The sequence below is a fragment of the Pseudomonas lurida genome, from assembly GCF_002563895.1.
In the GTDB taxonomy this organism is placed as follows: domain Bacteria; phylum Pseudomonadota; class Gammaproteobacteria; order Pseudomonadales; family Pseudomonadaceae; genus Aquipseudomonas; species Aquipseudomonas lurida.
Genome location: NZ_PDJB01000001.1, coordinates 832,432 through 855,620 on the forward strand (window position 1 = coordinate 832,432; position 23,189 = coordinate 855,620).

Here is a 23,189-nt window from a genome sequence, read left to right on the forward strand (position 1 = left end):
CAGGCTGGATGCTGACGTTGCTGGCCACGGCGCAGCTGATCATCGCGCTGGATGCCACCATTGTGTTTGTTGCCTTGCCGCAGATCGGCACGCACCTGGACTTTTCTGCCCCGCAATTGCAATGGGTGGTGAGCGCCTACAGCGTGGCGTTTGGCGGTTTCCTTTTGCTGGGCGGCAGGGCTACCGATTTGCTTGGCAAGCGGCGTTTGTACCGGGTGGGGCAGTCGCTCTACGCACTGGCCTCTCTCGCGGCCGTGCTGGGCGGTAGTGCGGTATTGCTGGTGTTGGCGCGGGCGGTGCAGGGCGTTGGCGGCGCGATGCTGTTTCCGGCCACCCTGGCGCTGATCAACACCCACTATGCCGAAGGTCCGGCGCGCAACCGTGCGTTTGCCGTGTGGAGCGCCGCGTCTGCGGCTGGGCTGGCGCTGGGCGCACTGCTTGGTGGCGTGCTCACCCAGGTGTGGGGCTGGGAAGCGGTGTTCCTGGTGAACGTGCCCCTGGCGGGCGGCTGTGCATGGGCGGCGCGCTACTGGATCCCCGCCGATGGTGAGCGCGCGCGGGGGCGCAACTTCGATATCAGCGGCGCGTTGGCTGTGACCGTCGGTGGCACGTTGCTGGTGTTTTCGTTGGTGCAGGGGCCGCAATGGGGTTGGGCGGCACCGTCGACCCTGGGTTGCCTCGCCCTGGCGTTGGCGTTGCTCGGACTGTTCGCCTGGATCGAACACCGCGGGCGCGACCCGCTGATGCCGTTGCGCTTGCTTGCCTACCGCGAACTGCGCATGGCCATGCTGCTGACAGCGGTGTTCATGAGCAGTTTTGGCGTGCAGTACTACTTCCTGGCGCTGTATTACCAGCAGGTCTATGGCTACAGCGTGCTGCAAGCGGGGTTGGCGTTCTTGCCGGCGACGTTGGTGTGTACGGCCGGGATCTGGCTGGCGGAGCGCTCGCTGGTTCGGCTGGGGTTGCGCAACACGCTCGTCAGCGGGCAACTCGCCGGAGCGGTGGGCATTGCGCTGGTGAGCTGGGCACTGCCGACCGGTGTTGGGTTCTGGTCGCTGCTGCCGGGGATTTTCATCCTGAGCATCGGCCAGGGCATGACCTGGACCGCGATGTGGGTGGCAGCGGGCCTGGGCATCCGGCCAGGCGAGCAGGGCGTGGCGGCCGGGATGGCGTCCACCAGCCAGCAGATTGGCGGGGCGTTGGGGTTGGCGGTGCTGGTGTCGGTGGCGAGCGCGGGTGGGATCGAGCGGGCGTTATGGTGGAGTGCGGCGATTGCCCTGGCGGGCGCGGTGTTGGCGCTACGCCTCAAGCAACCTGGCGGGTTAGCGGCGCTGAAAACGGTCTGACATCTTCACCCAGCGCGACGGCGGCATGCCGTAGGTGCTGCGAAATTGCCGGGTCATGTGGCTCTGGTCGGTGAAGCCAGCAGTCAGCGCCGCGTCCACCAGCGATTGGCCCTGGGCGAGCAGGCTGCGCACCAGGTCCAAGCGGCGCATCGTCAGGTAGCGGTAGGGACTGGTACCGAACAGCACGCGAAAATCCCGCGACAGGGCCCAGCGGTCGCGACCGGCGTGGTCGGCCATTTCATCCAGGGTGATGCTGCGGCCCAAGGCGCTGTGGATAAATTCCCGGGCACGTTCGGCTGCGATGTAATCGAAGGTCTTGCGGCTGACGATCCCGCCCGAGACGTTACTGAGCGCGTGGGCCAGGTCGAACAGGGCATCCTGTTCCTGCAGCGGATCGATAGGGTTGTCCAGGTTCTGCAGCAGCACTTCGCTGGCGCGGAACAGCCGTGGGTCGGTGGATAAACCATTGGGGATAAACGGTAACGGTTTGCCGCCGAGGATCTGCTGGATCAGTGAGGGCTCGACGTAAATCATCCGGTATTTGAAGCCCTCGTCACTGCCGGCGTGGCCGTCGTGGGTTTCGTCGGGGTGAAGCACCATGGTGGTGCCGGGCAGGCTGTGGATCATATCGCCACGGTAGTGAAAGCTCTGCACACCGGTCAACGTGCGCCCGATGGCGTACGTGTCATGGCGATGCGGGTCAAAGGCGAAGCCGGCAAAGTACGCCTCGATACGGTCCAGGCCACTGGCATGCGGGGCGCGGTGCAGCCAGTCGAGGGTGGCGGTGGGTTTGCCCATGGTGACTTGTCACGAAAAAAAGAGGTGGAAACACGTTAACCCAGTCTGAATGCCTTGTCTGCCGGGGTCTTGTACGATTGTGCAGGGTGAGGAGGAGGCCTATGATCGCATTCGTGCCCTGCGCCGAAGGAGCTGACCCCCATGGACTTTTTAAACCCTGCGTACGTGGCGCCCCTGGTATCGCTGGCCCTGCTGTGGACAGTCGCGGTAGTGACGCCCGGCCCCAACTTTTTCAACACGGCGCAATTGGCCGCCAGCTGTTCGCGCCGTCATGGCGTGGTGGCGTCAGCCGGTGTGGCCACGGGGACGGTCATGTGGGGGCTGGCGGGTGGCCTGGGCATTAAATCGCTGTTTACGGCGGCCCCGATGTTGTACCTGGCGTTCAAGATCATCGGCGGTTGCTACCTGATCTACCTCGGGTTGAAACTGTTCAGGCGCTCGGCGCCGGCCCTGGGCCAGAGCGTGCTGCCAGATGATGCTCGGCGCTCGCTGTTTTCCGCCTGGCGCCTGGGGCTGCTGGGCAACCTGTCCAACCCCAAGGCCGCGTTGTTTGTGGCCACCATCTTCGCGTCCACCATGCCACCGTCTCCGTCGCCGATGCTGCTGACCCTGGCGGTGATCACCATGGCCACCTTGTCGTTCAGCTGGTATTCCAGCGTGGCCCTGGTGTTTTCCAGCGAGCGCATGGCCACTCTCTACAGCCGTTCGCGCAAGTGGCTCGACCGCTTTGCTGGAGGCTGCTACGTCCTGTTCGGTGCACATCTGGTGGCGAACCGCTGACGGCCCGTGGTAAGAAGCCTTACTTTCAACAGTGAGGCCGGGTCATGCGCAAGGTGCGGGTAGGTATTATTTTTGGTGGCCGTTCGGCCGAGCACGAGGTCTCGTTGCAATCGGCGCGCAATATCGTCGATGCGTTGGACCGCTCCCGTTTCGAACCGGTGTTGATCGGTATCGACAAGGCCGGCCACTGGCACCTCAACGACACCTCGAACTTCCTGCTCAACCAGGAAAACCCTGCCCTCATTGCCCTCAACCAGTCCAATCGCGAACTGGCAGTGGTGCCCGGCAAGGCCAGCCAGCAATTAGTGGAAACCTCCGGCAGCGGCCTGCTGGAACATGTCGATGTGATCTTCCCCATCGTCCACGGCACCCTCGGCGAAGACGGCTGCCTGCAAGGCCTGTTGCGCATGGCTGACCTGCCTTTCGTCGGCTCCGATGTGCTCGGCTCGGCGGTGTGCATGGACAAGGACATCAGCAAACGCCTGCTGCGTGATGCTGGCATTGCCGTGACCCCCTTCATCACCCTGACCCGTGGCAATGCCGCGCGTACGTCCTTTGATACGGCAGCGACCAAGCTCGGTCTGCCGATGTTCGTCAAACCGGCCAACCAGGGCTCTTCGGTGGGCGTGAGCAAGGTCGGCAACGAAGCCGAATACCACGCTGCCGTCAAACTGGCCCTGGGCTTTGATGAAAAGGTGTTGGTGGAGTCTGCGGTAAAGGGCCGCGAAATCGAATGCGCCGTGCTGGGCAACGACAATCCCATCGCCAGCGGTTGTGGTGAGATCGTGGTGAGCAGTGGTTTCTATTCCTACGACAACAAATACATCGACGATCAGGCTGCCCAAGTGGTGGTGCCGGCCGCTATCAGCCAAGCGGCCAGCGAGCGTATTCGCGGGCTGGCCGTCGAGGCGTTCGAGGTACTGGGTTGTTCCGGCCTGGCGCGGGTCGACGTGTTCCTTACCGACGAGGGCGAAGTACTGATCAACGAAATCAATTCACTGCCCGGCTTCACCCGCATCAGCATGTACCCCAAGCTGTGGCAGGCGGCGGGCATGAGCTACAGCCAACTGGTGAGCCGCCTGATCGAGCTGGCGCTGGAGCGGCATGCGGGGCGTCAGGGGTTGAAGATCAGTCGGTGATGCGAGCAATCCACGAATAGATCAACGTCTTCACCTCCTGCGGGTGATGGGTCCTGCGGCGGTAACTGGCAAAGGTGGGCGAGGTGCAGTAAGTGCACACCTCGCTCACCTCGATCTGCTCTCGCCGAATCCCCGCCGCTTGCAGCAACATCACCCCGTACCCACTCAAGTCAAACCACGCACTTCCCGCTTGCCGCGCAGCAGGCGGTGCAATGTCGGGTGGCAGCAACGGCGCCGGTTGCACCCGGCACCAGGGCGGCTGACGGTCGCGCCACAAGTGCCCCTGGTCCTCCTGGAACCGTGCAATAAACTCCCGGCTCACTTCATAACAGCATGGCTTGATCGATGGCCCGACCGCGACCTGCAACTGGTCCGTGGCGATCCCTTCATCGGTGAATCGCTTGATGGCATTGGCGATGATCCCGCCCTGCAACCCCTTCCAGCCGCCATGCACGGCTGCCACCTTCTCGCCGTTTTTGGAAGCAATGAGAAGGGGCAAGCAATCGGCGGTGACCACTGCGATGGGTGGATGCTCACCCGTGCACACCCCATCGGCCTCTACCGTATTGCTTGCCAGGTCCGCCTGCCACTCCACCACCGAAGCGCTGTGCACCTGCTTGCAGATGAACACTGCCTGCGGGCGCAGCGGATCATTGATCGTACAAAAACCGTGGTCGACGCCTGGGATGGCGCCGAGATTATCTGCCTGCTGCACGATAACGTTCTCCGTTGATTGAAGTGTTCAGTCGCCGAGCGCTTCGCCTTCACGCCGAGGGTCGGCACCGCCGCTCAGCGACACCTTGCCCTGGGCATCCCGCGTGCGAACGATGGCCTGGATGCCGCTCGTCATATCGATCTCGCTCAGCGCATGGCCCTTGTCCTTGAGCGCCTGTTTCAGCGTAGGGCTGAACAGACCGGCTTCCAACTCGGTCGCGCCATTGCGGCTGCCAAAATTGGGCAGGCTGATGGCGGCTTGTGGGTCGAGTTTCCAGTCGAGCATCGCCACCAGGGACTTGCTCACGTATTCGATGATTTGTGAGCCGCCGGGCGAGCCGACGGTGGCCAGCAACTCGCCGCTCTTGCGGTCGAACACCAGCGTAGGCGCCATGGCCGAACGCGGGCGCTTGCCAGGCTCGACCCGGTTGGCAACGGGCTGGCCGTTTTCTTCAGGGACAAATGAAAAGTCGGTCATCTGGTTGTTCAGCAAGAAACCCTGGACCATGACATGGGAGCCAAATGCTGCTTCCACCGTGGTGGTCATCGACACGGCGCCCCCCTGGTCATCCACCGCCACCACTTGCGAAGTGGAGATGCGCAGCGGTGAGCGGTCCGGCGCATAGGCCACCTGGATGCCCGCAGGGACGCCCGGCTTGGCGATACCCATGCTGCGCTCGCCGATCAGCGCGGCACGCTTGGCCAGGTAGTCGGGGGCGACCAGGCCGGCAACCGGCACGGCGACGAAATCGGTGTCGGCCAGGTACAGCGCGCGATCAGCGAAGGCCAGTCGGCCGGCTTCGGCAAGCAGGTGCACGGCTTCGGGCGTTGGCTCAAGGCCTGCCGGCGAAGAGCTTTTCAGCGGTCGCATCGCGGCGATGCCCAAGCCTGGGTTGCGTGCTTGCAGCGCCTGCAATGTGCCCAGGATTTGCGCGATGGCAATCCCGCCCGATGACGGCGGCGGCATGCCACAGACTTTCCATTGCTGGTAGTCCGTGCACAGCGGCGTGCGCTCCTTGGCGGTATAGTTTTTCAGGTCCGCCAGGGACAGGCTGCCCGCGTTGCGATGGCCCTGTACCTTGCGTGCGATCTCAGCGGCAATCGGCCCGCGGTAGAGCGCGTCCGGTCCTTCCTTGGCGATACGCTTGAACACGTTGGCCAACGCCGGGTTCTTCAGTACGGTACCGGTGGCTTTTGCCGTGCCATCGGCGTTCAGGAAGTACGCGGCCATGTCTGGCGATTGGGGAATAGAGCGGTCAGCCGCGATCAGGCTGTGCAGGCGCGGGGAAATCGCGAAGCCCTGTTCCGCCAACCGTATCGCCGGCTCGAACAACGTGGCCCATTGCAGGTGGCCGGTCTTCCTGTGCGCCATCTCGAGCGCTCGCAATACCCCAGGCGTACCGACCGAGCGCCCGCCAATCTGCGCCTCGGTGAACGCCATCGGCGTGCCGTCGGCCTTCAGGAATAGCCGCTCGGTGGCCCCGGCGGGGGCTGTCTCACGGCCGTCGTACGCGTGCACAGTCTGGCCGTCCCACAGCATGATGAACGCGCCACCGCCGATGCCGGACGACTGCGGCTCCACCAGGGTCAGCACGGCCTGCATCGCAATTGCCGCATCGATCGCCGACCCACCCATGCGCAACATCTCGCGCCCGGCCTCGGCCGCCAGCGGGTTGGCAGCCGCAGCCATGTGGCGCTCGGCATGTTGGGTTGTGAGGTCGGTGCGATAACCCGAACCCAGCTCCGGCGGCGGTGGCTGTTCGTTGACAGAGGAGTTGCAGGCAGCCAGGGCGAGGGCTGCGGCAATCACCGACAGTTGACGGCGGGAAATCGAAAACACGCGCTGAACTCCGTTCATTTTGAGAATGATCTGTTGTCCTTTGAAACACATTGTCATCGCCGAGGCGGTCAGATCAGAAAGTCACTTTCCAACTCCGCCAGGGTGATGAAGGCCATTGAGATAGAGCCATTTTCTTCAGGAGGAAAATTGACCGTGGCGAAGCACACGCGACCGAGTTTGGCGAGTTCCAGCAACACCTTCAATTTGTATTGAGGCATCCCGAATACCGCCCACTCCGCCCGATCGGGAAGGTGGGAGAGATAGGTCTCGGCATATTTTTTCGAGATGAACAATGGAATCGTCGGCCGGCCCTCGACAGGGGGCGCGTAGTAGGTGCCGGTACTCAGCTTTTCAAGCGTTTCGCTGCGTTGGGCGATCACCCAGAACGGTTCGCCGATCAAGTCCGGCTCATGCAGCGCAGCGTTGACGATTTGACGACCGACCAGTTGAGGAAGCGAAGGAAGATCTTCAGCCGACAGGAGCAAAATGTTGTGGCGTGCCGCCACTTTGTCAGCGCCCGATTGATAACCTGAGCGCGAGGCGATTATGCCAACGATATCGCTACCGATATTTTTGATTTTTTGATGAAACTCGAGAATTTTGCCCTGATCCACGGGGCGCTTCCAATCCTTGCATTCGATGGCCACTCGGTGCCTGACGCCGACTCTGACAAATTCATAATAGACGTCGACTTCATAGCTATCTCCGGTAGGTAGCGTGAAGGTGGTTCTGCGAGAAACCTGGGTTTTTTCTCCGCGAAGGTTGAGCAGGGTGCTGTAGACGTATTGCACGTAGCTCTCGAAATCCCGCCCGGTATTGGTGGATTGCGACATCTATCGTCCCTCCGGTGGGTGTGTCTCGATTACCGCGATCGCTTGGGCCAGTTGCATGTCACTCATGTGAGGCGCCGGGTAGGACGCGTGGTAAGTCCTCACGGCGAGTTCAAACCGTGCGCCACGAATATTCCCGTCCGAGCCGATGAACGCCAGGGCATCCCCCTTGGCCGACTCCAGCATTTCGAGCGGATGGGACGTGGTTCCCATCGTGGCGAAGGTGGTGAGCACCGGGCCGGCGAGGATCATCAAGCTGGCTTGGTCGACCCTGCCCATGCCTTCGGAAGCGGCACTGGCGAGCGACGGCAGGGCAGACAATGCAAGTACAAGGAACAGGGGCTTGGTGGCCATCGAACACTGAATCCATTTAGTGTGACTGAGCGCGTGATCCTACTTGGTAAAGCGGTGTTAGCCCAATCGCAGTACCATCGCCCCGCCCGCAATGATGCAAGCGGCAATCACGCGAGTTCGCGTCAGTTGCTCTTTGAGTACCAGCGCCGAGATCCCCACGCCGAACAGGATCGACGTTTCCCTGAGTGCTGAAACCGTGGCGATCGGTGCCGCCGTCATCGCCCACAGTGCCAGGCCGTAGGATGCAACCGTGCCGAAGCCGCCCACCACGCCAAGGTGCCACTGACCGATGACATACCGGCAGAACACCCTGCGTCGGGTAGCCAAGGCCCAGGCGGCCAACGGTAGGCCTGTCAGCAGGAAAATCCACAGTGTGTACGCCGCGGGTGCGCCGGACTTGCGCACCCCCACACCATCGACAAGGGTGTAGCCGGCGATGACCCCTGCATTGATCAATGCGAGGACCAGGCCTTTTCGCTGGCTCGTCGAAGGGGCGGCGGCCATGCTCAGGATGCCGAGGCAGATCACCGCAATGCCGCTCCACGCAAGCGGTGACAACGACTCGGACAGCACAAACACACTCGCCGTCGCCACCAGCAGCGGCGCAGTGCCGCGCATGATCGGGTAGGTCTGGCTCATGTCGGCGATTCGGTAGGTCGAGGCGACCAGTACGAAATACAGCACCTGGAAAACGACCGAGGCACCGATGAATGGCCAGCTTTCCCTGGCCGGAAGCGCCAGGAAGGGAATGACGGCCAAGGCGATCAGCGAGGCGAAGGACGTGATCATGCAGGTCGTCAGCAGCGTGTCGCCGCCGCCTTTGACCACGGCGTTCCAGGTCGCGTGGAGGGCCGCGCCCAGCAGGATGACCGCGAACACGTCAAAGCTCATGAGTGGGTTCCTATGGGGCTCAAGCCTGGGGAGTCGGGGGAGGATCGCTGCGAGTATGCCTCAGCACTTTTCGCCAGGCATAAAAAAACGGCCTACCTTTCGGTAAGCCGTTTTTAGTACTTGGTGGCTACACAGTCATTTGAACTGGCCTTGTAGCGCGCTGTATTTAAAGGGTTTTGTATTGTGTCTGTCAGTTAGGCATACATGTAGGCATACACGCTGCTTGCTTCTGCCTACGGATGTAGTGGTATTCCCGCTAGGTAAAGCACCACCAGGTGGTAGGTGATGTGTAGCCATTCGGCCAGGTAGTCACTTCTTTGCCCGACCTTCTGCCGACAGTGAGGCGAGGGCAAGGGTGATGAATCCTGCATTCCCATCCAGGGTTTCTAGTGCGCCTCGGATGTTCTGTGCCACTTCTGTAGATCCTCTTTGCTCAACCCAGTTTGACAGTTCCTCGATAGCTGCACCCAGCGCCAGTTGGTTTTCATTCATGCGCTTGAGTAATGACGCAAGCAAAGGGGTGTCTTCCATGATGTTCTCCCGCCGTGTTGTCAGGTAATCAATCTACCTCGAGCCAGTGGCACTGCATATCAGATGTCCTCACCACCTGGTGATCGGAAATCACTCTGGTCATCTGGATTCCCTAGGTGCGTAGTTGCATGGACTTGACCACCCATTTGCATTCGACTTGACCAGTCGATTGCATCGGATTTGACCAGCACACTGGGTGGCCTTGATCGGCAAAAAACGGCCAAAAAATGACGATCCTGTGATGCATTGATAGTCTGTATACGCGCTCAGCCGGCTAGGCCTTTTCCGCTTAAACTAAATCAGGCTCAACACCCAAAACCGAACGCATGACACAAGGATATCCCGATGACCCTAGCTGACTTGCAACGGCTATCAGTATCTCAAAGCGAACTGGTTCTTCCTTATCCTCACGCGATCACAGCTTTGCAACTCCTGGAGGCAACCGGCGCCATCCTGATGGGGTGGGAGGGATGGTTACGCTATCCAGACGGCAGGTTGGGACATTCAGACATGCACCAAGGCACCACTGACACTTCAGCGCTTTCTTCATCAGAGGCGTATAGCTGGACCAAAGCCTCCATGACCCTGGCGCAAAATGAACACGAACTCCAAAACGAAACTACCGATATCAAGCTGCTTTTTTGCATCGTGGTGTAGGGCCAATTTGGAAAGGTAGTGTGAGAGCACATATCCAGCCCCCCTCCAAAACTGGTGTAACCGGTGTTACGAGTGTAACGCCCTTCACCAAACGCCCGGATTCATTGGCCTTCATGCCTGTTACACAGTTGAGCGACATAGCGTACCCCCGATGTAACGCTGCCCCTGCGTGTAACGCTAAAGTCAGCATCCGGGTGTTGTGGGCAGGCGCTTTGTGCTCGAGCCTACCAAGCGAATTTCGCTGGATTCGCCTTTCGATGAGAGGAAATCACGCTGGGGACCCTGAGAGGTTTCGCGTTACACGGGGCATGAAACCCGCGGGATCGTGGTAGCGGCAGCCGCACCAGCTTACTGAAATTTCAACGTTGAAATTGAAAGGATCTTGAAGAGAAAAGTGCATCCTTACCGGATCTGTAACGGTCATGGGTTTCGTTCAGGATAGTGAACGATTGGCCTGGTCAACTCGGTCAACCAGTCAACTAACTTTGGAGCCCAGCCACTAACGAGATCCGGCGGGTTCTATGCCCCGTGTCTATCCGAAATGCCCAGGGTCCCCAGCGGCTTTTCGATTCATAGGGCAAATGCACTGGTAAACAGCAGTTCACCCGGTTCACCTGTTCACTAAGCTGGGCACCTTTCCGCTGACACGATCACGCGGGTTTCCGACCCCGTACCAATCGGACTTGCTCAGGGGCCCCGGCGACCTTCAGCTCTATAGGGCAAATGCACCGGTGAACCGCAGTTCACTATGCTGTGCACTTTTCGCTGACAAGATTACGTGGGTACAGGACTATCGTTTGCCGCTGAAGGTTTTACTGAAAACGGGGAGCGGGGGCGCACTCTCTTACCCCTTAAGAAGTTCGTGCAACAGGTGTTACTCGTGTAACGATGGTAATCAACTATTTGAATTTATTGAATAATTTGTTCTTTGCACGATTTCTAACATCCGTGTACACGAAGTGACACAATGGTAGCCGGTGTAACACCTGTATCAGCTCAAAAAATTAGACTTCAGTCCCCTTCGTTCATCGACCCTCCAATGCGTTAGAGCAAGGACTAAGTATGCAAAAACTACGCAAAGACAATCATTACGTGCCGAAGCTTTACCTAAAACAGTGGGCATGCAATGGTCAAATACCAACGTACCGACTGTTAGTGCCGAACAGTAATTACCCTCTGTGGAAAGATTATTCCATAAAGGGAATAGCCTTTCACCGGCACCTCTACACCTATGTAGCGGATCATGGCGAAACGGACGAGTTCGAACGTTGGTTAGACCGAGAGTTCGAAAGTCCAGCGGAAGAGGCAATTTCTCGTGCAATAAATGAGCAGAAACTTAGCCCACAGCATTGGCATCAATTAATCAGATTTCTAGCGGCTCAAGATGTGCGAACTCCTGTAAGGCTAAGGGAGTTTATAGAACGGCAAAAAAAGCAGATGCAGCCTCTAATAAATGACACTCTGACCAGCTCTATCGAAAATCTTGAAAATGCAACGAGATCCGGATTTCGTCTCCCTGAGTCAGATAAAAAAAATAACGGTCTCTACCCCTTCAAGGTAACTGTTGTTCGAAGTCCTGATGGAGGAGGGACTATCCAAGCTGAAACAGTTATCGGCAGGCGCCTATGGCTCACCTCTTCGCGTCATGCATTGACCAGCACAATCTCACACTTAATGACGCATCGATGGACAATCGTCCGCGCTCCAGACGGCATCACCTGGCCAACAAGTGATAATCCTGTTATCCGCCTTAATTTTTTAGACCCTGATAATTACGATTTTTTTGGGGGCTGGGGTAGACAGAATGGCAATATTTTACTCCCCTTGAGTCCTAAGCATCTGATGCTGACTCAAATTGGTAGCAGGTCCTATCCTCGCGGAAAGACGTTGGATTATCAAATGGCACGTCTGGTGCGGAGAATGCTAATCCAGCACGCGGATCGATATATTTTCGCCAAGGAGGAAGGTGATATCCATTTAATACGCCCACGCAAGGTTTGTAATGCAGCGTACCAGCGAGAGCAGACTGCTTGGCGAAGCTGGCACGGCGAGCAGAGCAAAGCAGAGACCGATCTTTTATCCTGATTATTCCAAGCAGCACCTTCCAGTTTTAAACCGTGTTTTACCACCGGGCTACCAATGTGAATCCATCCGTCTAAAGGGGCGCCCCAAAATGAATTCTACTGCTTGAATAATGAGGAAATGAGTCGAAAGACTCGGAATAACAATCGTTATCATATTTGACGGTTGGACAAAGGCCAAGAAGGAGGTATCGTGATCTCATAATGGTGGCGCTGGCGTAGGGAAACATCTGAAAATATAGGGAGGACGTATGCCAATCTTCGTCAAAGTGCTTAAAGCGGGTCACGGAGACTCAATTCTCGTCTCACATCGGTACGAAAACAAAATATTCAATCTTTTGATTGACGGGGGACCCGCATCCACTTTTAGTGTCGCAAGAAGACCTGGTGGTAACGCTCTAAAAAATGTTTTAGACGAAGTTATTAAGTCTGGATCTGTTGTCGATTTGGCTATATTGACGCATGTAGACGGCGACCATATAGAAGGACTTATCGGAGCTTTTAAGGTTCGGGATTACCTTCCAGCACTTGCAAAGAAGGTTTGGTTCAATACCTCAAAATACATAACTGATTATTTTGATCATCCCGAAATTGTCGAAAATGAAATTAAGGGTGTTTTCGATAGTAATCCGAATACTAGTATCGCTCAGGCGAAGACCCTTGAGTTACTACTTCGCGATCTTAATGTCCATCATCCAAGCCTAATTAAAGCAGGCGACGTCTACCAAGAGGGGCCTTTTAAGATTACAATCTTATCCCCGAGTATAAAGAACCTAGAAAAGCTTCTATGCATTTGGCCAAGGGAGGAGTATTCGCCTAACACATCACGCAAGGAAACGGATCACAAGTTTCTATTTAAAGACTTGCTAATCGATGATGTGTTTGTCGGTGATTCTTCTATAGCCAACGGAAGTTCGATTGCGTTCATATTGGAAGCAGATAATAAGAAAATGCTGTTTTTTGGTGATGCATATGCAGAAGTACTTACAGATAGTCTTAGGGAATTAGGGTATACCAAAGAAAATCCAATTAAGGCTGAGTTTGTTAAGATTTCTCATCACGGTAGTAAGCATAATACAAGTCCTGAGCTGTTGGATTTAATAGATACTAGGGTATTTATAGTTTCAACAGATGGCGCTCACTTCAATCACCCAGATAAAATAACACTCGCTAGAATATTTTCTCACAATCCAGCCAATATAATATATGCAAATTACGAGTCTGTAATTAAGTCTGTCGTTTTACCTGTAGAGGCTGACAGCTATAAAGCTCGGTTTTTTGTAAATCCTACAGCGATCGAACTGTAAATGACTATTCATGAAAGAATGAAGTCTTACTCTGTTAGGGTTAACGAGGGAAGTGGTGTGCTCATTCGCCCTATGTCTACTGAGTATTCATACGTGCTGACTGCTAAGCACAACGTTGAAGGTCAGAAAGTCGAAATTTATGACCTTGATGGTATTTTGTTACCTTATTTGGAAATATATCCACACAAGGATAAAGGTCGCGACTGTGCAATTATAAAAATTAAACTAATAGCAGGCTTAACCCCTACGCGATACCATGATGAATATTTGCAACATAATGCTGAGTCCACCTTGGCTGGGTTTCCAACACTTAGTCGATACGCAGATGTTATGCGAGAGCGTTGTAGTTTAATGAATGGAAAGATCTCTTCTGTAGATAGGGAAGGGTTCACGTTCACTGCAGAAAATTTACCGAATAAAAATATAGTCGATGGGTATTCCGGTGGAGGAGTATATCTAATCAAAAATGATGAGATATATCTTATTGGAATAGAGTATCGGATGGATGGGGAGGCTGAGCAACAGCAGTATAGTATCGTTAGATGTCTTAATTTTAAGTGCTTCGATGAAATCGTGGAGGAAAATAAGTTAGCACCGCTTATCCCCAGTTATTTTGAATGTTTCTCGCAGACAATTAAATATACCTTCCAGTACACAGAAGCTGTTAAACCTGAGAGTTTCAAAAATCTTAAAGTTAATTTAGCTGCTTTCGCCTCTGCCTTGGTAGCAGGCGGATTACCAACGCCTGAAAAGCTATTGGCAGAATATGGTCGTCAACTCTTATTGACTGGGGAGTCGAATCAGTCACTTTATGATATGGATTTGTGGTTTTCTTTTTTTGAGTTTTTGATTATTTGTTCAATAATTGATGATGTGGCCAGTATTGATGGCGAGTATATAAAAAATCTCGAAAAAAGCAGGCGCTTTATTTACTCTCGTAATGGCGATAATTGGGTGCGCCATCTGCAAGCAATAATCGATATTGCGGATGAGCTGTTAGGCGAAGATGGAACAGTTGTTATTCGAACAAACCATGTAACTCACACAGCTAGACCTACAAAAAAAGAAATTTCCTTTATCGTACCTGATATATCGATAGTGCCCTCAGAAATGAGAGAAAGCAGGATTGACCTAGGAAAAGCAGGTAGTGTTTCTGGATTAAATCTCCTAAATCTATGCGGTTTACATTATGAGTGTGTTATTTCCGACGAGCCGGAATACGCAAAATCTCGAAAAAGAGATCTTATAAAATTATTCAGGGATAACCATAATGTATTTATCAAGTAACCAGAATTTCCCCTTGGATTTTTTAATAGACGAGTTTCCGTCGTTTGAGTTTCGCCTCTTCATGACAGATACTGTCTCTTTTATCAGTTGTATCGCCTGCTGGTGTCGTGACAGTTCGAGTGTGGTGACTTACTGGCGAGATATACAAAGTGTTTTGTCTGCGAGGTATCAGCCGGAAGGGGCACTGGCAAAATGGAATATATATCTTGTGTTTTTTTGTCCCGAGGTTGTTTCTATTGCGGACAAATACATTATTGAGAATGATAAATATTCTGTTAGAAAGCTTATAGTTGCTAATGATTGCAAGCCAGATAGCGATGAAGCATTGAAAGAATTAAATGACTTGCTGCTGGGGCATGACCTTGAGTTAAGTATTGTGGATGATCAGTTGCTAGAGTCTTATTCTTCGGTGCTTGCTAAACAGATTTCTGGAGTGTTGGTAGATGCCACCGATGTGGCGAAACAACAACGCGCCGAACTGATTGCTAATTTAATAAGTGAGCAGGGATCGCTATGAAAATCAAAAGAGTAGAGATTGAAGCGTTCCGCGCTTATTTGTATAAAAAAGATGGTACTTTCGACTTCACATTACCTGGAGAGAAAATTGCTAATTTTGTATCTATTTATGCCCCCAATGGATTTGGGAAGAGCTCATTTTATGATGCCGTAGAATGGGCAATGACTAATAATATTGAGCGTTATATTCGGGAGCCACATAGAAAATATAATGATGTTGAAGCTAGGGCGACTAAAGTTGATGGTGTTCCTCAATATATTTGGCGTAATAAAGATGCTCCTTCAAAGGTGCGGACATCTGTTGTTGTTGAAACCACAGCAGAGAACTTCTCGCGTGGTCTGAACACGGTCAGATCTAATTCTAGAGACGCGAGGATGAATGATGACAGCAGCACTGATGATGCGAAGATCTATAGACGGATATTTCTTTCTCAGGATGCTATCGATGGCTTTCTGCGGGAAATAAAACCTGAAGATAGATATTATGAGTTTATGGAGCATTTTGGCGGAAATGCCGAAAAAAGTAGACGGGAAATATTTGCCGTCAAGCACGATAATAAACTTTTAGTCGATAGACTGGTTGCGCAGCGTGAGGTTTTCAAAACAAAGCTTCTGCAAGAAACTGACGAAAGTATTTTTGGTTCATATAATAATACAGCGCAAGAACTGCGAGCTTTGGGTGAAAGAGTAGAGGATGTAACTTATGATTTTAGCAGTATTAAAGAGCATCAGATACTATCTGGCGCAGTTACTAGGACGCACCAACTAGAGCTAAACTCGCTTGCAATAATGGCGAGTATTGAAGCGTTAAATAAGAAGCTCAATGCTATTCCTGAGTATGAACGCGCTATATTGCAAAAAAATACATTGAGTCAGTCGATTGCTTTAATAAATAAGGGAATAGCAGATGCGGGTGTCTATGGTAATCTATATAGCGCCTTTCAGATTGAGAGTGCTGATTGTGAGTTGGTGAATCAGAAGATAGCAGAAATAAACTCTATCTTGTCTCGTTTTGATCTTTATTTGAACTTAAGTGGTGAGCATAAAAAGTCGCGTGAAACGCGAGCGGAATTAGAGAGTGAGAAAGGTAAAGTCTGGTCAGCGCTTCAAAATGATATACAGAAAAAAAATAGTACTGAAGATGGCATAAGAAATACGGTTGACGCCATAGCGGCTTGGCGAGCACTGGAAGGAGCGGCTAGTAATATCTATGTTGAAATCGCAACAAATAAAGCTCTTTTATCGCAGTGGGAGACAGAAGTAAAAAGAGCGACGTCGGCCATCTCTCTGGATAGTGCCGTGATTAATAATATAAATGGCACTCTGCTGAGAGTGCAAGGTTTAGAAATAAATGTAGATGTCGCCTCATCGCCAGATTTAGCGCTGCTTGAAATAAATCCAGAAACGCTCCAGGCTTTAGAATATTTAAATGCTAGCAACGATATATTTACGCTCCAAGAAAGCAGTCTAAGAGCTACTCAAGAAGCATTAGCGATCCAATCAAGTGCTATTCAGCGTCTTGTAGCTCTTGGCTTAGAGTGCGTCGGAGCACATGAGTCAAACAACTGCCCTCTTTGCCTTTCAAAGTTTGATACTTATGAGGATCTTAAGGGGGCTGTAGCAAAGAACGATTTTGCGTCGGATATATTGCTCAAAAACTCGCTATTAATTGAATCGATTAATCAGCAGAAAAGAGATACAGCGGATCAGATTGAGGCTGTGCTTAAAAGTTTAGCCACAATCAGATCCCAAAAAATTTATAAGTTACAGAACGAGCAGCGTCTCATTCAAGGGGGGCTGGAAAAGGAAGGGCGCGCTCTAAATACTGCTAATGCTCAGGTCGCAATTATAAGGAACTATTTAAGTCAAAAATCTGATTTGGTACTAGGCTTGGATCATTTAAGTCTTACATCTAGGATTCTTCAAGAAATTGATGATTTAGTAAAAACTCAGGAGGGATTTGAACTCGAGCTTGTAAGGTTGGTTGGTGTTATAAAAGCTAATGAGCAAAGAATAGCTGTAGCAGACAAACAGATACTTGAATGTCTCGGTAGGGAACAAGCTATTGAACAACAGCCAGATTTTCTCGAAATATCATTATTTTTACAGCGAAACGGCCAAGAGGAAGGTGAGCAAGGTCTTCGTTATATTCAAGCGCAACTCGAACAAAATTTAGTCGAGAGGGAGGCCAGTCTCGCGACCCTTGAAGCGATGAGGCAGGAGGCTAGCGCACTTCAGAAAGCGATGGCGGAAGAAGGTAGTTGGATTGGGTTAGATGCGTTAAATCAACGTAAAGATGATGTTGAGTCACAGCTTTCGGCCATCGATGAAATCATCCTTCCATTTATGCGTGAGCTGTCAAATACGCTCGGCTTTGAATTTTCAGCTCAAGAAAGCTCTGTAGAAGTCGTTATAGATGAAGCGCTTGCTAAGCTAGGAGAATTACTTGAAAGCTCTAGCAAGATCATACAGCTTTATAAGTTATTGACTGATCAATTGAATGCCGTTTCTCCATATGTGGAGCATCTCTCTATATCAGCAGAGCTTACTTCAGTTGAAGCTGAGCTTGAGAAGCATATCGCGCTGGATACGCGACTAGGCACTGAGCTTTCTAGCATTCTTAGCGTACTCGAAAGTCAGATTGATGCCTTTTTCGATACCACACTAATTAACAAGATTTATAGAAAAATTGACCCGCATCCTTCGTTTAAGAAAGTCGATTTTAAGTGTTTATTTAGTTTGACAGAAAAGCCAAAACTACATGTCGTGATATCGGACGAAATCGGTAATACAATTTCGCCGAATTTGTATTTTAGCGCCGCTCAATTAAATATTCTCAGTTTGAGTATTTTTCTGGCTCGAGCGTTACAAGTGGAAGATAGTGCAGGGAACTCATTGGACGTCATATTGATAGATGATCCGATTCACTCAATGGATTCAATCAATATATTATCTACTATAGATTTGTTGAGAAATATTTCGGTGAATTTCAATAAGCAGATAATCGTGTCGACCCACGATGAAAACTTTTTTCAGCTTCTGAAAAAGAAAGTGCCATCTGACATTTGCGATTCTAAATTTTTGCGACTGACTACTTTTGGTGTCGTGGCAACGGATTAGTATTTCAGGCGATTGGATGAATACACCTAAGTAACGATGGTGGTTTTAGGTGGGAGCAATTTTGTCGATTGAGTAACCTAAGCTCAACTATGTGGCTCAATAGTTCAAAAAACAGCCCGCGAGTGCGGGCTGCTTTGAGGTTATGCTGCGAGTAAATCCGATAGGAGAATCTCGCGGGCCGCCGCCGATAGGTCGGAACGATTAAGGCTCGAATGGAAGGGACCGAAGCGAGGTATTTCCAGGCCGGACAACGCATCGCCCATCCCGCCCTTTAGGTAGCTGACGGCAAGGATGCGAGAGCCTACAGCGAGCAGTTGCTCGGTCGCAGCGTTCCATTCCTCGTTCAAGGTAAATCCGACCGCGTTCAATACCGTGGTCTTAGCTTCATCTGCACGTTGGCGGGCATTCGTGATTTGATCATCAAGAGTATCAAGCTCGACTTGGAGAGCTCCGAGGATCAGGTCTTGCCTTCTGACCTGCTCGTCCGTTGTTGCCAGTTGCTTAGCGGCCTTTTGCATTTCGCCGCTTGCTGATTTTTCCCCCTCCGTATCACCTCTTGCCAGGCTTTTGGCGTAGGACGTTGCAGCATCGCGCTCGGCTTGTTGCGCCTTTTCCAGGGCTTGATCGGCTTCTGATTGAATTGTCTGAAACCGTTCGTTCAGGTGCGTTTTTTTCCGCTCCAACGCTTCTACTTCAGCGGCTGCATCGGTCATCGCGTGAATAGCGTCAGCTTTGATCTGATCAATTTTTTGCAGTCGTTCAAGGTGCTGAATTTTTCGATCAATTGATGCCAGCTCACCGGGAATTGCATCTATGCGGGCTTCGACGCTTGATAATTTTTCCATAGCCTCGCGGCTTTCAGGGCTTCCAATTACGTTGCCATTCGCACTGAATCCGCTTGGTGCATTGCGCCATTCGGCCTCCAGTTGTGGCAGGCTTTCTTCCAGTGTTTCCAGTTCTTGAATCAAGGCGGCTTGTTGCTGTTTTAGCTGGTTCATGTTGCGTTCCCAAAGGCGAAAGGTTGATTGGTTTTTTCTCGTTGGCGGGCCAGGCCAAGGTGAGCCTGAATTCCTCATGGAGCGGCCGTTATTACGCCGCCTGGGCGCCGTGATCACCTTGTTCTGGCACTGCCACAACTACATAGCAGCGCTGCAAGCCCAGCCCCGGTAGTCGCACTGCGGTTGAAGCTTTGCCATCCTTTCCAGGCTCTAAAACGCCTCGTCGCAGGAGCTCTTTGTTAACCGCACTCAGGTTCATGCCTCGGAAGATTTCGGAGCGCCATGCTTCCGGCAGCACGTAGTAGGTGTTGGTGGTGTGCAGGGCATCGCCCATGCCGTGTTCCATCGTCTTGCGAAAGCCCAGCCGATCAATCGTGCGTGGGCCGTGTTCATCGATCTTGGCGGCGGCAGACTCCCAGCGGGTAAAGCGGCTTTCTCCAAAGCGCTCGATGACTTGTCTCAGTCGCGCCAAAATCGCATCGCCCTCGAAATTTCCGGCGCCGCCACGCTCGGCTAGCCACGCATGCAGACACACACGTGCAGCGGTCGTGGCTGTGCCGTCCGGCCAGCCGGTGACTCCGAAGGCGGTGGCTAATTCTCCGGCCGCTGCGGCGAGGCCGAAGCGAAGGGCAGCACGCTGGGCTTGACCACTGGCCGAGGCGGGCAGGTTTTGGGTGATGAACTGTTCCACCGTGCGGCGAACGATCACCGTCCATCTGAGCATTTCCCCAGGAGCACACAGTGCGTGCAGGAAGGCGGTAAGCGGTGTGCCGTAGTATTTGGCGACACGGGCCTTGAGCGCATCGGAGAGGGCGGCAGCGTCCTCAAAACCGTTCAGCACATCGAACATGCCTAGCCCCTTGCTGGCATCTGCTGGTACCGCAAGCATGCGCACTTCCATGCCCGCTTTCAGCTCCTTGTTTGCATCCGCCATGTGCTGCGCCAATGTCTTCTCGCCGGTCGAGAGAAACAGCAAGCGCCACTCCTGCACCTGTCGGCCCGCTTGTCCTCGATCATTCGCTCGGGCCTTACCGGTGCCGTTGCCGAGCATGTAGACCGTCTCGCCAATAATGCGTGGGTCACACATGCCAATTTCATCGAGCACCAGTAGGCCGTCTGAGTGAGCGGCTGCGATGGACTCCAGGGCGTTGTCTGTCGAGCGCCATGAACGCACTAGGCGTGGCCCGCCATAAACCGAGGCGGCGACTTGTAGGTGAGTGGTCTTGCCACCGGAGCTGTCGCCATACAGGTGGAAGCCGCCTGATTCATGCCCGAGCAGGTTCAACAGCGGGCCTGCAAAGGCCACAGAGACGACAAATGCCAAGCGGTGGTTGCCAACGCACAGCGCGCCGATTTGCTGTTGCCACTGGTCCAGAGAGCCCGCCTCGCTGATCGGTGGCAACTGCGCACCGGCCTCATAAAAATGCAGGTGTTCGGCGTGCGAGCCAATCTGTTGTTCGGGCAATAGAAACGCCTTGTCGTGCCAGCCCAAGCGCGTTACCAAGCGTGCGCGCTGGGCGCTGTCGAAGCCGCCGAGATAACTCTGCAGATCATTGCGTGCGTTACGTCCAGATCGACTTCCTGCAAGGCGCAAACCCATATCTACCAGTGGACCGAGTACGTCCTTGCCGAAGTCGCCGGTCATGGTTCGGGCTGGAATGTTCCAACGTTTTTTAGCGCCGTCCGGGTCATCGAACTCAACCAACAAGCCCCAGTTGTGGCCCTTGTCGTCGCGAGTGCGAGCGATGATTTCGAGAGGCGAACAGACGGGGCGCGCCTCGCCATCATCGCCGGAATAAAACACCCCGTCAGGAGTCAGCCGAAAGCCGCCCGGCAACAGATCATTTTTCGATTTCGCGGGGCGTTTGGCGGGCGCCTTGGCCTTCGGTTCTTGAGGCTCAGTGGGCTCAGCAACAGTGCCGAAAAACTCACCGCTGCGCACCAGCTCGGCGACGTGGGCAGCGGTCCAGCCTTTGGCTAATGCGTCTGCTGCATCGTCGCCGTCTGCCCATTTTCCACCCTTGATGAGCGTGGAGTTTCCGCCTTTGCTGCTGGGCTTGAGCTTGAACACATCGAGCGAGATTCGTTGCACCGAAGCGGCGCCCAGCTCAGTCACCTTGAGCTCAATGGCGTCCATGCAGGCCTTGCCGCTGGCATCGTTATCCGGCCACAGCACAACGCTTCGCCCTTTGAGTGGCGTCAGATCGGCCTTGTGCCAAGAGTTAGAGCCGTTCGGCCAGCAGGTGGCTACGTGGTCGGGCATGAGTTCAGCAGCGGCATCAGCGGCCTTTTCGCCTTCACACAACACCACAGGCGCGTCGGCCCGCTTTGCCAGCTCATCCAGGCGCAGCAATGGCCTTGGCTCCGGCAAGCCTTGCCAGCGCCATTGTGTGGTTTGCCCATCGGAGCGTTTGCACCAGGTCAACGGCGCAAAAACCTTTCGCGGTTTGCCGTCTTCATCTGTGCCCAAGTCGAAGCGATACAGCGCCATGACCGGTTGGCCCTGTGCATCGCGATAGATCCAAACCTTGGACGGAACTCCGTGTTGCCGGTGTTTGGCAGGGCACTTGCTCGTGGCCTCGGCCGGGATCGGCTGAATTGCGATCCACTCCGGCGTTGCGCTCTTCGCCGGTGCGCTTTTGGTGGTTGCAGATCCTGCGGAAACGCTGAGCAGATCCGCCAGCTTTTTGCAGGCCTCAACGTCCGTGCCGCCGTCGATGTAACGCACCAGGTCGATCAGGTCGCCGCCCTTATCGCCGGTGGCGAAATCCGCCCAGGTGCCTTTGCTCAAATTGACCTTGAGTGAGCCCGCACGTTTGTCTGTGCGCGTGGGGTTCGGTGCGGTGTATTCCTTGCCGCCATCGACGCGTTTGCCGTTCGGCAGCCAGTGCGCAAGCACACGGTCGATGTGCTTCAGGGCAACGCTTTTTACGTCGGCAAAGCTGGGGCGTTTTGAGGTGTCGCCGGTGCGTTGAGTCATAGGGCGCCCCTCGATTCAAGCAACGCCTCGTTCACGTCGTCGATTAGCGCCTTAGCCATCTCGCCGAGGTAGAACGCAGGCCAACTAAAACGCTCGCCCGCATCGCTGATGGCGGCGTCGAGGATCAGTTGATTGGCGTGGTGCAGAATCTGGGAGACGGCTTCAAGTGCGTCTTCCAGCGGGATACCGGCATTCACTCGAAACAGGTTTTGGCCGTTACCGTTGGCAGGGGAAAACTCGGAGCGTCCAAGCGTGCTGTAGTGGTTCACAGAGCACCGCCTTTCTGGCCCATCGGCACAGAGGAGGCATCACCGTACATGGTGAGTGTTTTGATCAAGCCCAAGGTGCCACGCACGTCCCAAATAACGGACGACAGCACGCGGTTGGAAAGCAGAGGTTTATCGCCGTCTAAGTGATCTTCCAACAGCATGAGAACTGAATCGGCACGGTCGAGCGCACAGGTGATGGCGTCGATAGGCAGACCGGCTTCGGCGTCTTGACTGACGCAGAGCAGATCCTCGGGCAGTGCAAAGCCTGGGAGCATGCTCATTGAGCACCTCCCACGGCTTCCAGGGCGCGAGCCTTGGACATATGGGCGTTGTATCGGGAGAGACGTGTAGCGAGGCTGGAGTTGGCGTGTAAAGCGGCGAGAGCCATAGCTCGGTGAGCGGCGGCGCGAATTTTGGACGGATTGGTGGCGTGCATTGGGCGAAACTCCTTTGTCTGGGGAGCTGCCACGGTTCGCCGTCAAACGAATTAGGGTGGCAGCTGTACGCAGGTTGACGGACCGGGGACAAAGGAACCCGGCATACCCGAAGGTATCCCGCGCACAGCCGCCATAAACAGGATGTGCAGGCACAAAAAAAGCGCCTGCAATCGTGATGGGGGCGCCTGTGCGCCAATGTCTGAACGGGCCGTCAAACCCGGTCGCTGATTTTGCAGCGACGACCAGAGAGTAACGCCCGCTTTTTGAAAGTGCAACTATGCAGATTACTTGCGGATTTTTTCGATGCGGCATAA

20 protein-coding genes are annotated in these 23,189 nt (G+C 53.9%); 9 read left to right on the forward strand and 11 right to left on the reverse strand.

Annotated features, from left to right (window positions below; all coding sequences use genetic code 11):
* The first annotated feature begins 8 nt into the window (after positions 1-8).
* On the forward strand, positions 9-1,346 hold the full coding sequence (locus ATH90_RS03640; protein WP_098465721.1) for an MFS transporter: 1,338 nt from the start codon (positions 9-11) through the stop codon (positions 1,344-1,346).
* Here ATH90_RS03640 and ATH90_RS03645 read toward each other — a convergent pair.
* Positions 1,323-2,144: an AraC family transcriptional regulator gene (locus ATH90_RS03645; protein WP_069021649.1), complete on the reverse strand. Its 822-nt coding sequence runs from the start codon at positions 2,142-2,144 to the stop codon at positions 1,323-1,325. The genes ATH90_RS03640 and ATH90_RS03645 overlap by 24 nt on opposite strands.
* 141 nt (positions 2,145-2,285) lie before the next feature.
* On the opposite strand from ATH90_RS03645, the gene ATH90_RS03650 reads away from it, so the two are divergent.
* The gene (locus ATH90_RS03650; protein ID WP_034101968.1) at positions 2,286-2,924 is read left to right on the forward strand and encodes a LysE family translocator; all 639 of its coding nucleotides are present in this window, start codon (positions 2,286-2,288) and stop codon (positions 2,922-2,924) included.
* A gap of 44 nt (positions 2,925-2,968) precedes the next feature.
* Positions 2,969-4,063 carry a D-alanine--D-alanine ligase gene (gene ddlA, locus ATH90_RS03655; RefSeq protein WP_098465722.1) on the forward strand — a complete coding sequence of 365 codons (1,095 nt, stop codon included), beginning with the start codon at positions 2,969-2,971 and terminating at the stop codon, positions 4,061-4,063.
* On the opposite strand, the gene ATH90_RS03660 is transcribed toward ddlA, so the two are convergent.
* The 6 genes from ATH90_RS03660 to ATH90_RS03685 all read right to left on the reverse strand — a co-directional run bounded on the left by ATH90_RS03660 (position 4,053) and on the right by ATH90_RS03685 (position 9,223).
* Positions 4,053-4,778: a purine nucleoside phosphorylase YfiH/LACC1 family protein gene (locus tag ATH90_RS03660; RefSeq protein WP_098465723.1), complete on the reverse strand. Its 726-nt coding sequence runs from the start codon at positions 4,776-4,778 to the stop codon at positions 4,053-4,055. The two genes, ddlA and ATH90_RS03660, sit on opposite strands and share 11 nt — an antisense overlap.
* A gap of 27 nt (positions 4,779-4,805) precedes the next feature.
* Positions 4,806-6,635, reverse strand: coding sequence for a gamma-glutamyltransferase (gene ggt / locus ATH90_RS03665; RefSeq protein WP_098465724.1), 1,830 nt, complete (start codon positions 6,633-6,635; stop codon positions 4,806-4,808).
* Between the two features lie 50 nt (positions 6,636-6,685).
* Complete coding sequence (locus tag ATH90_RS03670) at positions 6,686-7,450, reverse strand: restriction endonuclease (RefSeq protein WP_069021638.1); 765 nt, start codon at positions 7,448-7,450, stop codon at positions 6,686-6,688.
* Positions 7,451-7,801, reverse strand: coding sequence for a DUF2388 domain-containing protein (locus tag ATH90_RS03675; RefSeq protein ID WP_244905979.1), 351 nt, complete (start codon positions 7,799-7,801; stop codon positions 7,451-7,453).
* 57 nt (positions 7,802-7,858) lie between these two features.
* Positions 7,859-8,692: an EamA family transporter gene (locus tag ATH90_RS03680; RefSeq protein WP_098465725.1), complete on the reverse strand. Its 834-nt coding sequence runs from the start codon at positions 8,690-8,692 to the stop codon at positions 7,859-7,861.
* A gap of 309 nt (positions 8,693-9,001) precedes the next feature.
* Positions 9,002-9,223, reverse strand: coding sequence for a hypothetical protein (locus tag ATH90_RS03685; protein ID WP_098465726.1), 222 nt, complete (start codon positions 9,221-9,223; stop codon positions 9,002-9,004).
* Positions 9,224-9,568: 345 nt separating this feature from the next.
* Between ATH90_RS03685 and ATH90_RS03690 the strand changes: the two genes are divergently transcribed.
* The 6 genes from ATH90_RS03690 (at position 9,569) to ATH90_RS03710 (ending at position 18,191) form a co-directional block, all read left to right on the forward strand.
* Positions 9,569-9,880 (forward strand): hypothetical protein, encoded by a 312-nt coding sequence (locus ATH90_RS03690; protein ID WP_098465727.1) that lies wholly within the window; start codon positions 9,569-9,571, stop codon positions 9,878-9,880.
* Between the two features lie 1,062 nt (positions 9,881-10,942).
* Positions 10,943-11,965 carry a DUF4238 domain-containing protein gene (locus ATH90_RS03695; RefSeq protein WP_098465728.1) on the forward strand — a complete coding sequence of 341 codons (1,023 nt, stop codon included), beginning with the start codon at positions 10,943-10,945 and terminating at the stop codon, positions 11,963-11,965.
* Between the two features lie 247 nt (positions 11,966-12,212).
* Positions 12,213-13,268, forward strand: a complete 1,056-nt coding sequence (locus tag ATH90_RS03700) for a ComEC/Rec2 family competence protein (RefSeq protein WP_098465729.1) — start codon at positions 12,213-12,215, stop codon at positions 13,266-13,268.
* On the forward strand, positions 13,269-14,555 hold the full coding sequence (locus ATH90_RS28960) for an ABC-three component system protein (RefSeq protein WP_141537457.1): 1,287 nt from the start codon (positions 13,269-13,271) through the stop codon (positions 14,553-14,555). It begins immediately after the preceding gene.
* The gene (locus tag ATH90_RS03705; protein ID WP_098465730.1) at positions 14,539-15,072 is read left to right on the forward strand and encodes an ABC-three component system middle component 1; all 534 of its coding nucleotides are present in this window, start codon (positions 14,539-14,541) and stop codon (positions 15,070-15,072) included. Before ATH90_RS28960 ends, ATH90_RS03705 begins: the two co-directional genes overlap by 17 nt.
* Positions 15,069-18,191 carry an AAA family ATPase gene (locus tag ATH90_RS03710; RefSeq protein WP_098465731.1) on the forward strand — a complete coding sequence of 1,041 codons (3,123 nt, stop codon included), beginning with the start codon at positions 15,069-15,071 and terminating at the stop codon, positions 18,189-18,191. Before ATH90_RS03705 ends, ATH90_RS03710 begins: the two co-directional genes overlap by 4 nt.
* 140 nt (positions 18,192-18,331) lie before the next feature.
* On the opposite strand, the gene ATH90_RS03715 is transcribed toward ATH90_RS03710, so the two are convergent.
* The 4 genes from ATH90_RS03715 to ATH90_RS03730 form a co-directional block, all read right to left on the reverse strand.
* Positions 18,332-19,189, reverse strand: coding sequence for a hypothetical protein (locus ATH90_RS03715; RefSeq protein WP_098465732.1), 858 nt, complete (start codon positions 19,187-19,189; stop codon positions 18,332-18,334).
* Positions 19,190-19,280: 91 nt separating this feature from the next.
* Complete coding sequence (locus ATH90_RS03720) at positions 19,281-22,169, reverse strand: DUF927 domain-containing protein (protein WP_098465733.1); 2,889 nt, start codon at positions 22,167-22,169, stop codon at positions 19,281-19,283.
* Positions 22,166-22,438, reverse strand: coding sequence for a DUF3077 domain-containing protein (locus tag ATH90_RS03725; protein WP_098465734.1), 273 nt, complete (start codon positions 22,436-22,438; stop codon positions 22,166-22,168). Before ATH90_RS03725 ends, ATH90_RS03720 begins: the two co-directional genes overlap by 4 nt.
* Positions 22,435-22,719 carry a hypothetical protein gene (locus ATH90_RS03730; protein ID WP_017846196.1) on the reverse strand — a complete coding sequence of 95 codons (285 nt, stop codon included), beginning with the start codon at positions 22,717-22,719 and terminating at the stop codon, positions 22,435-22,437. The genes ATH90_RS03725 and ATH90_RS03730 overlap by 4 nt, the downstream gene beginning before the upstream one ends.
* Positions 22,720-23,189: the final 470 nt, after the last annotated feature.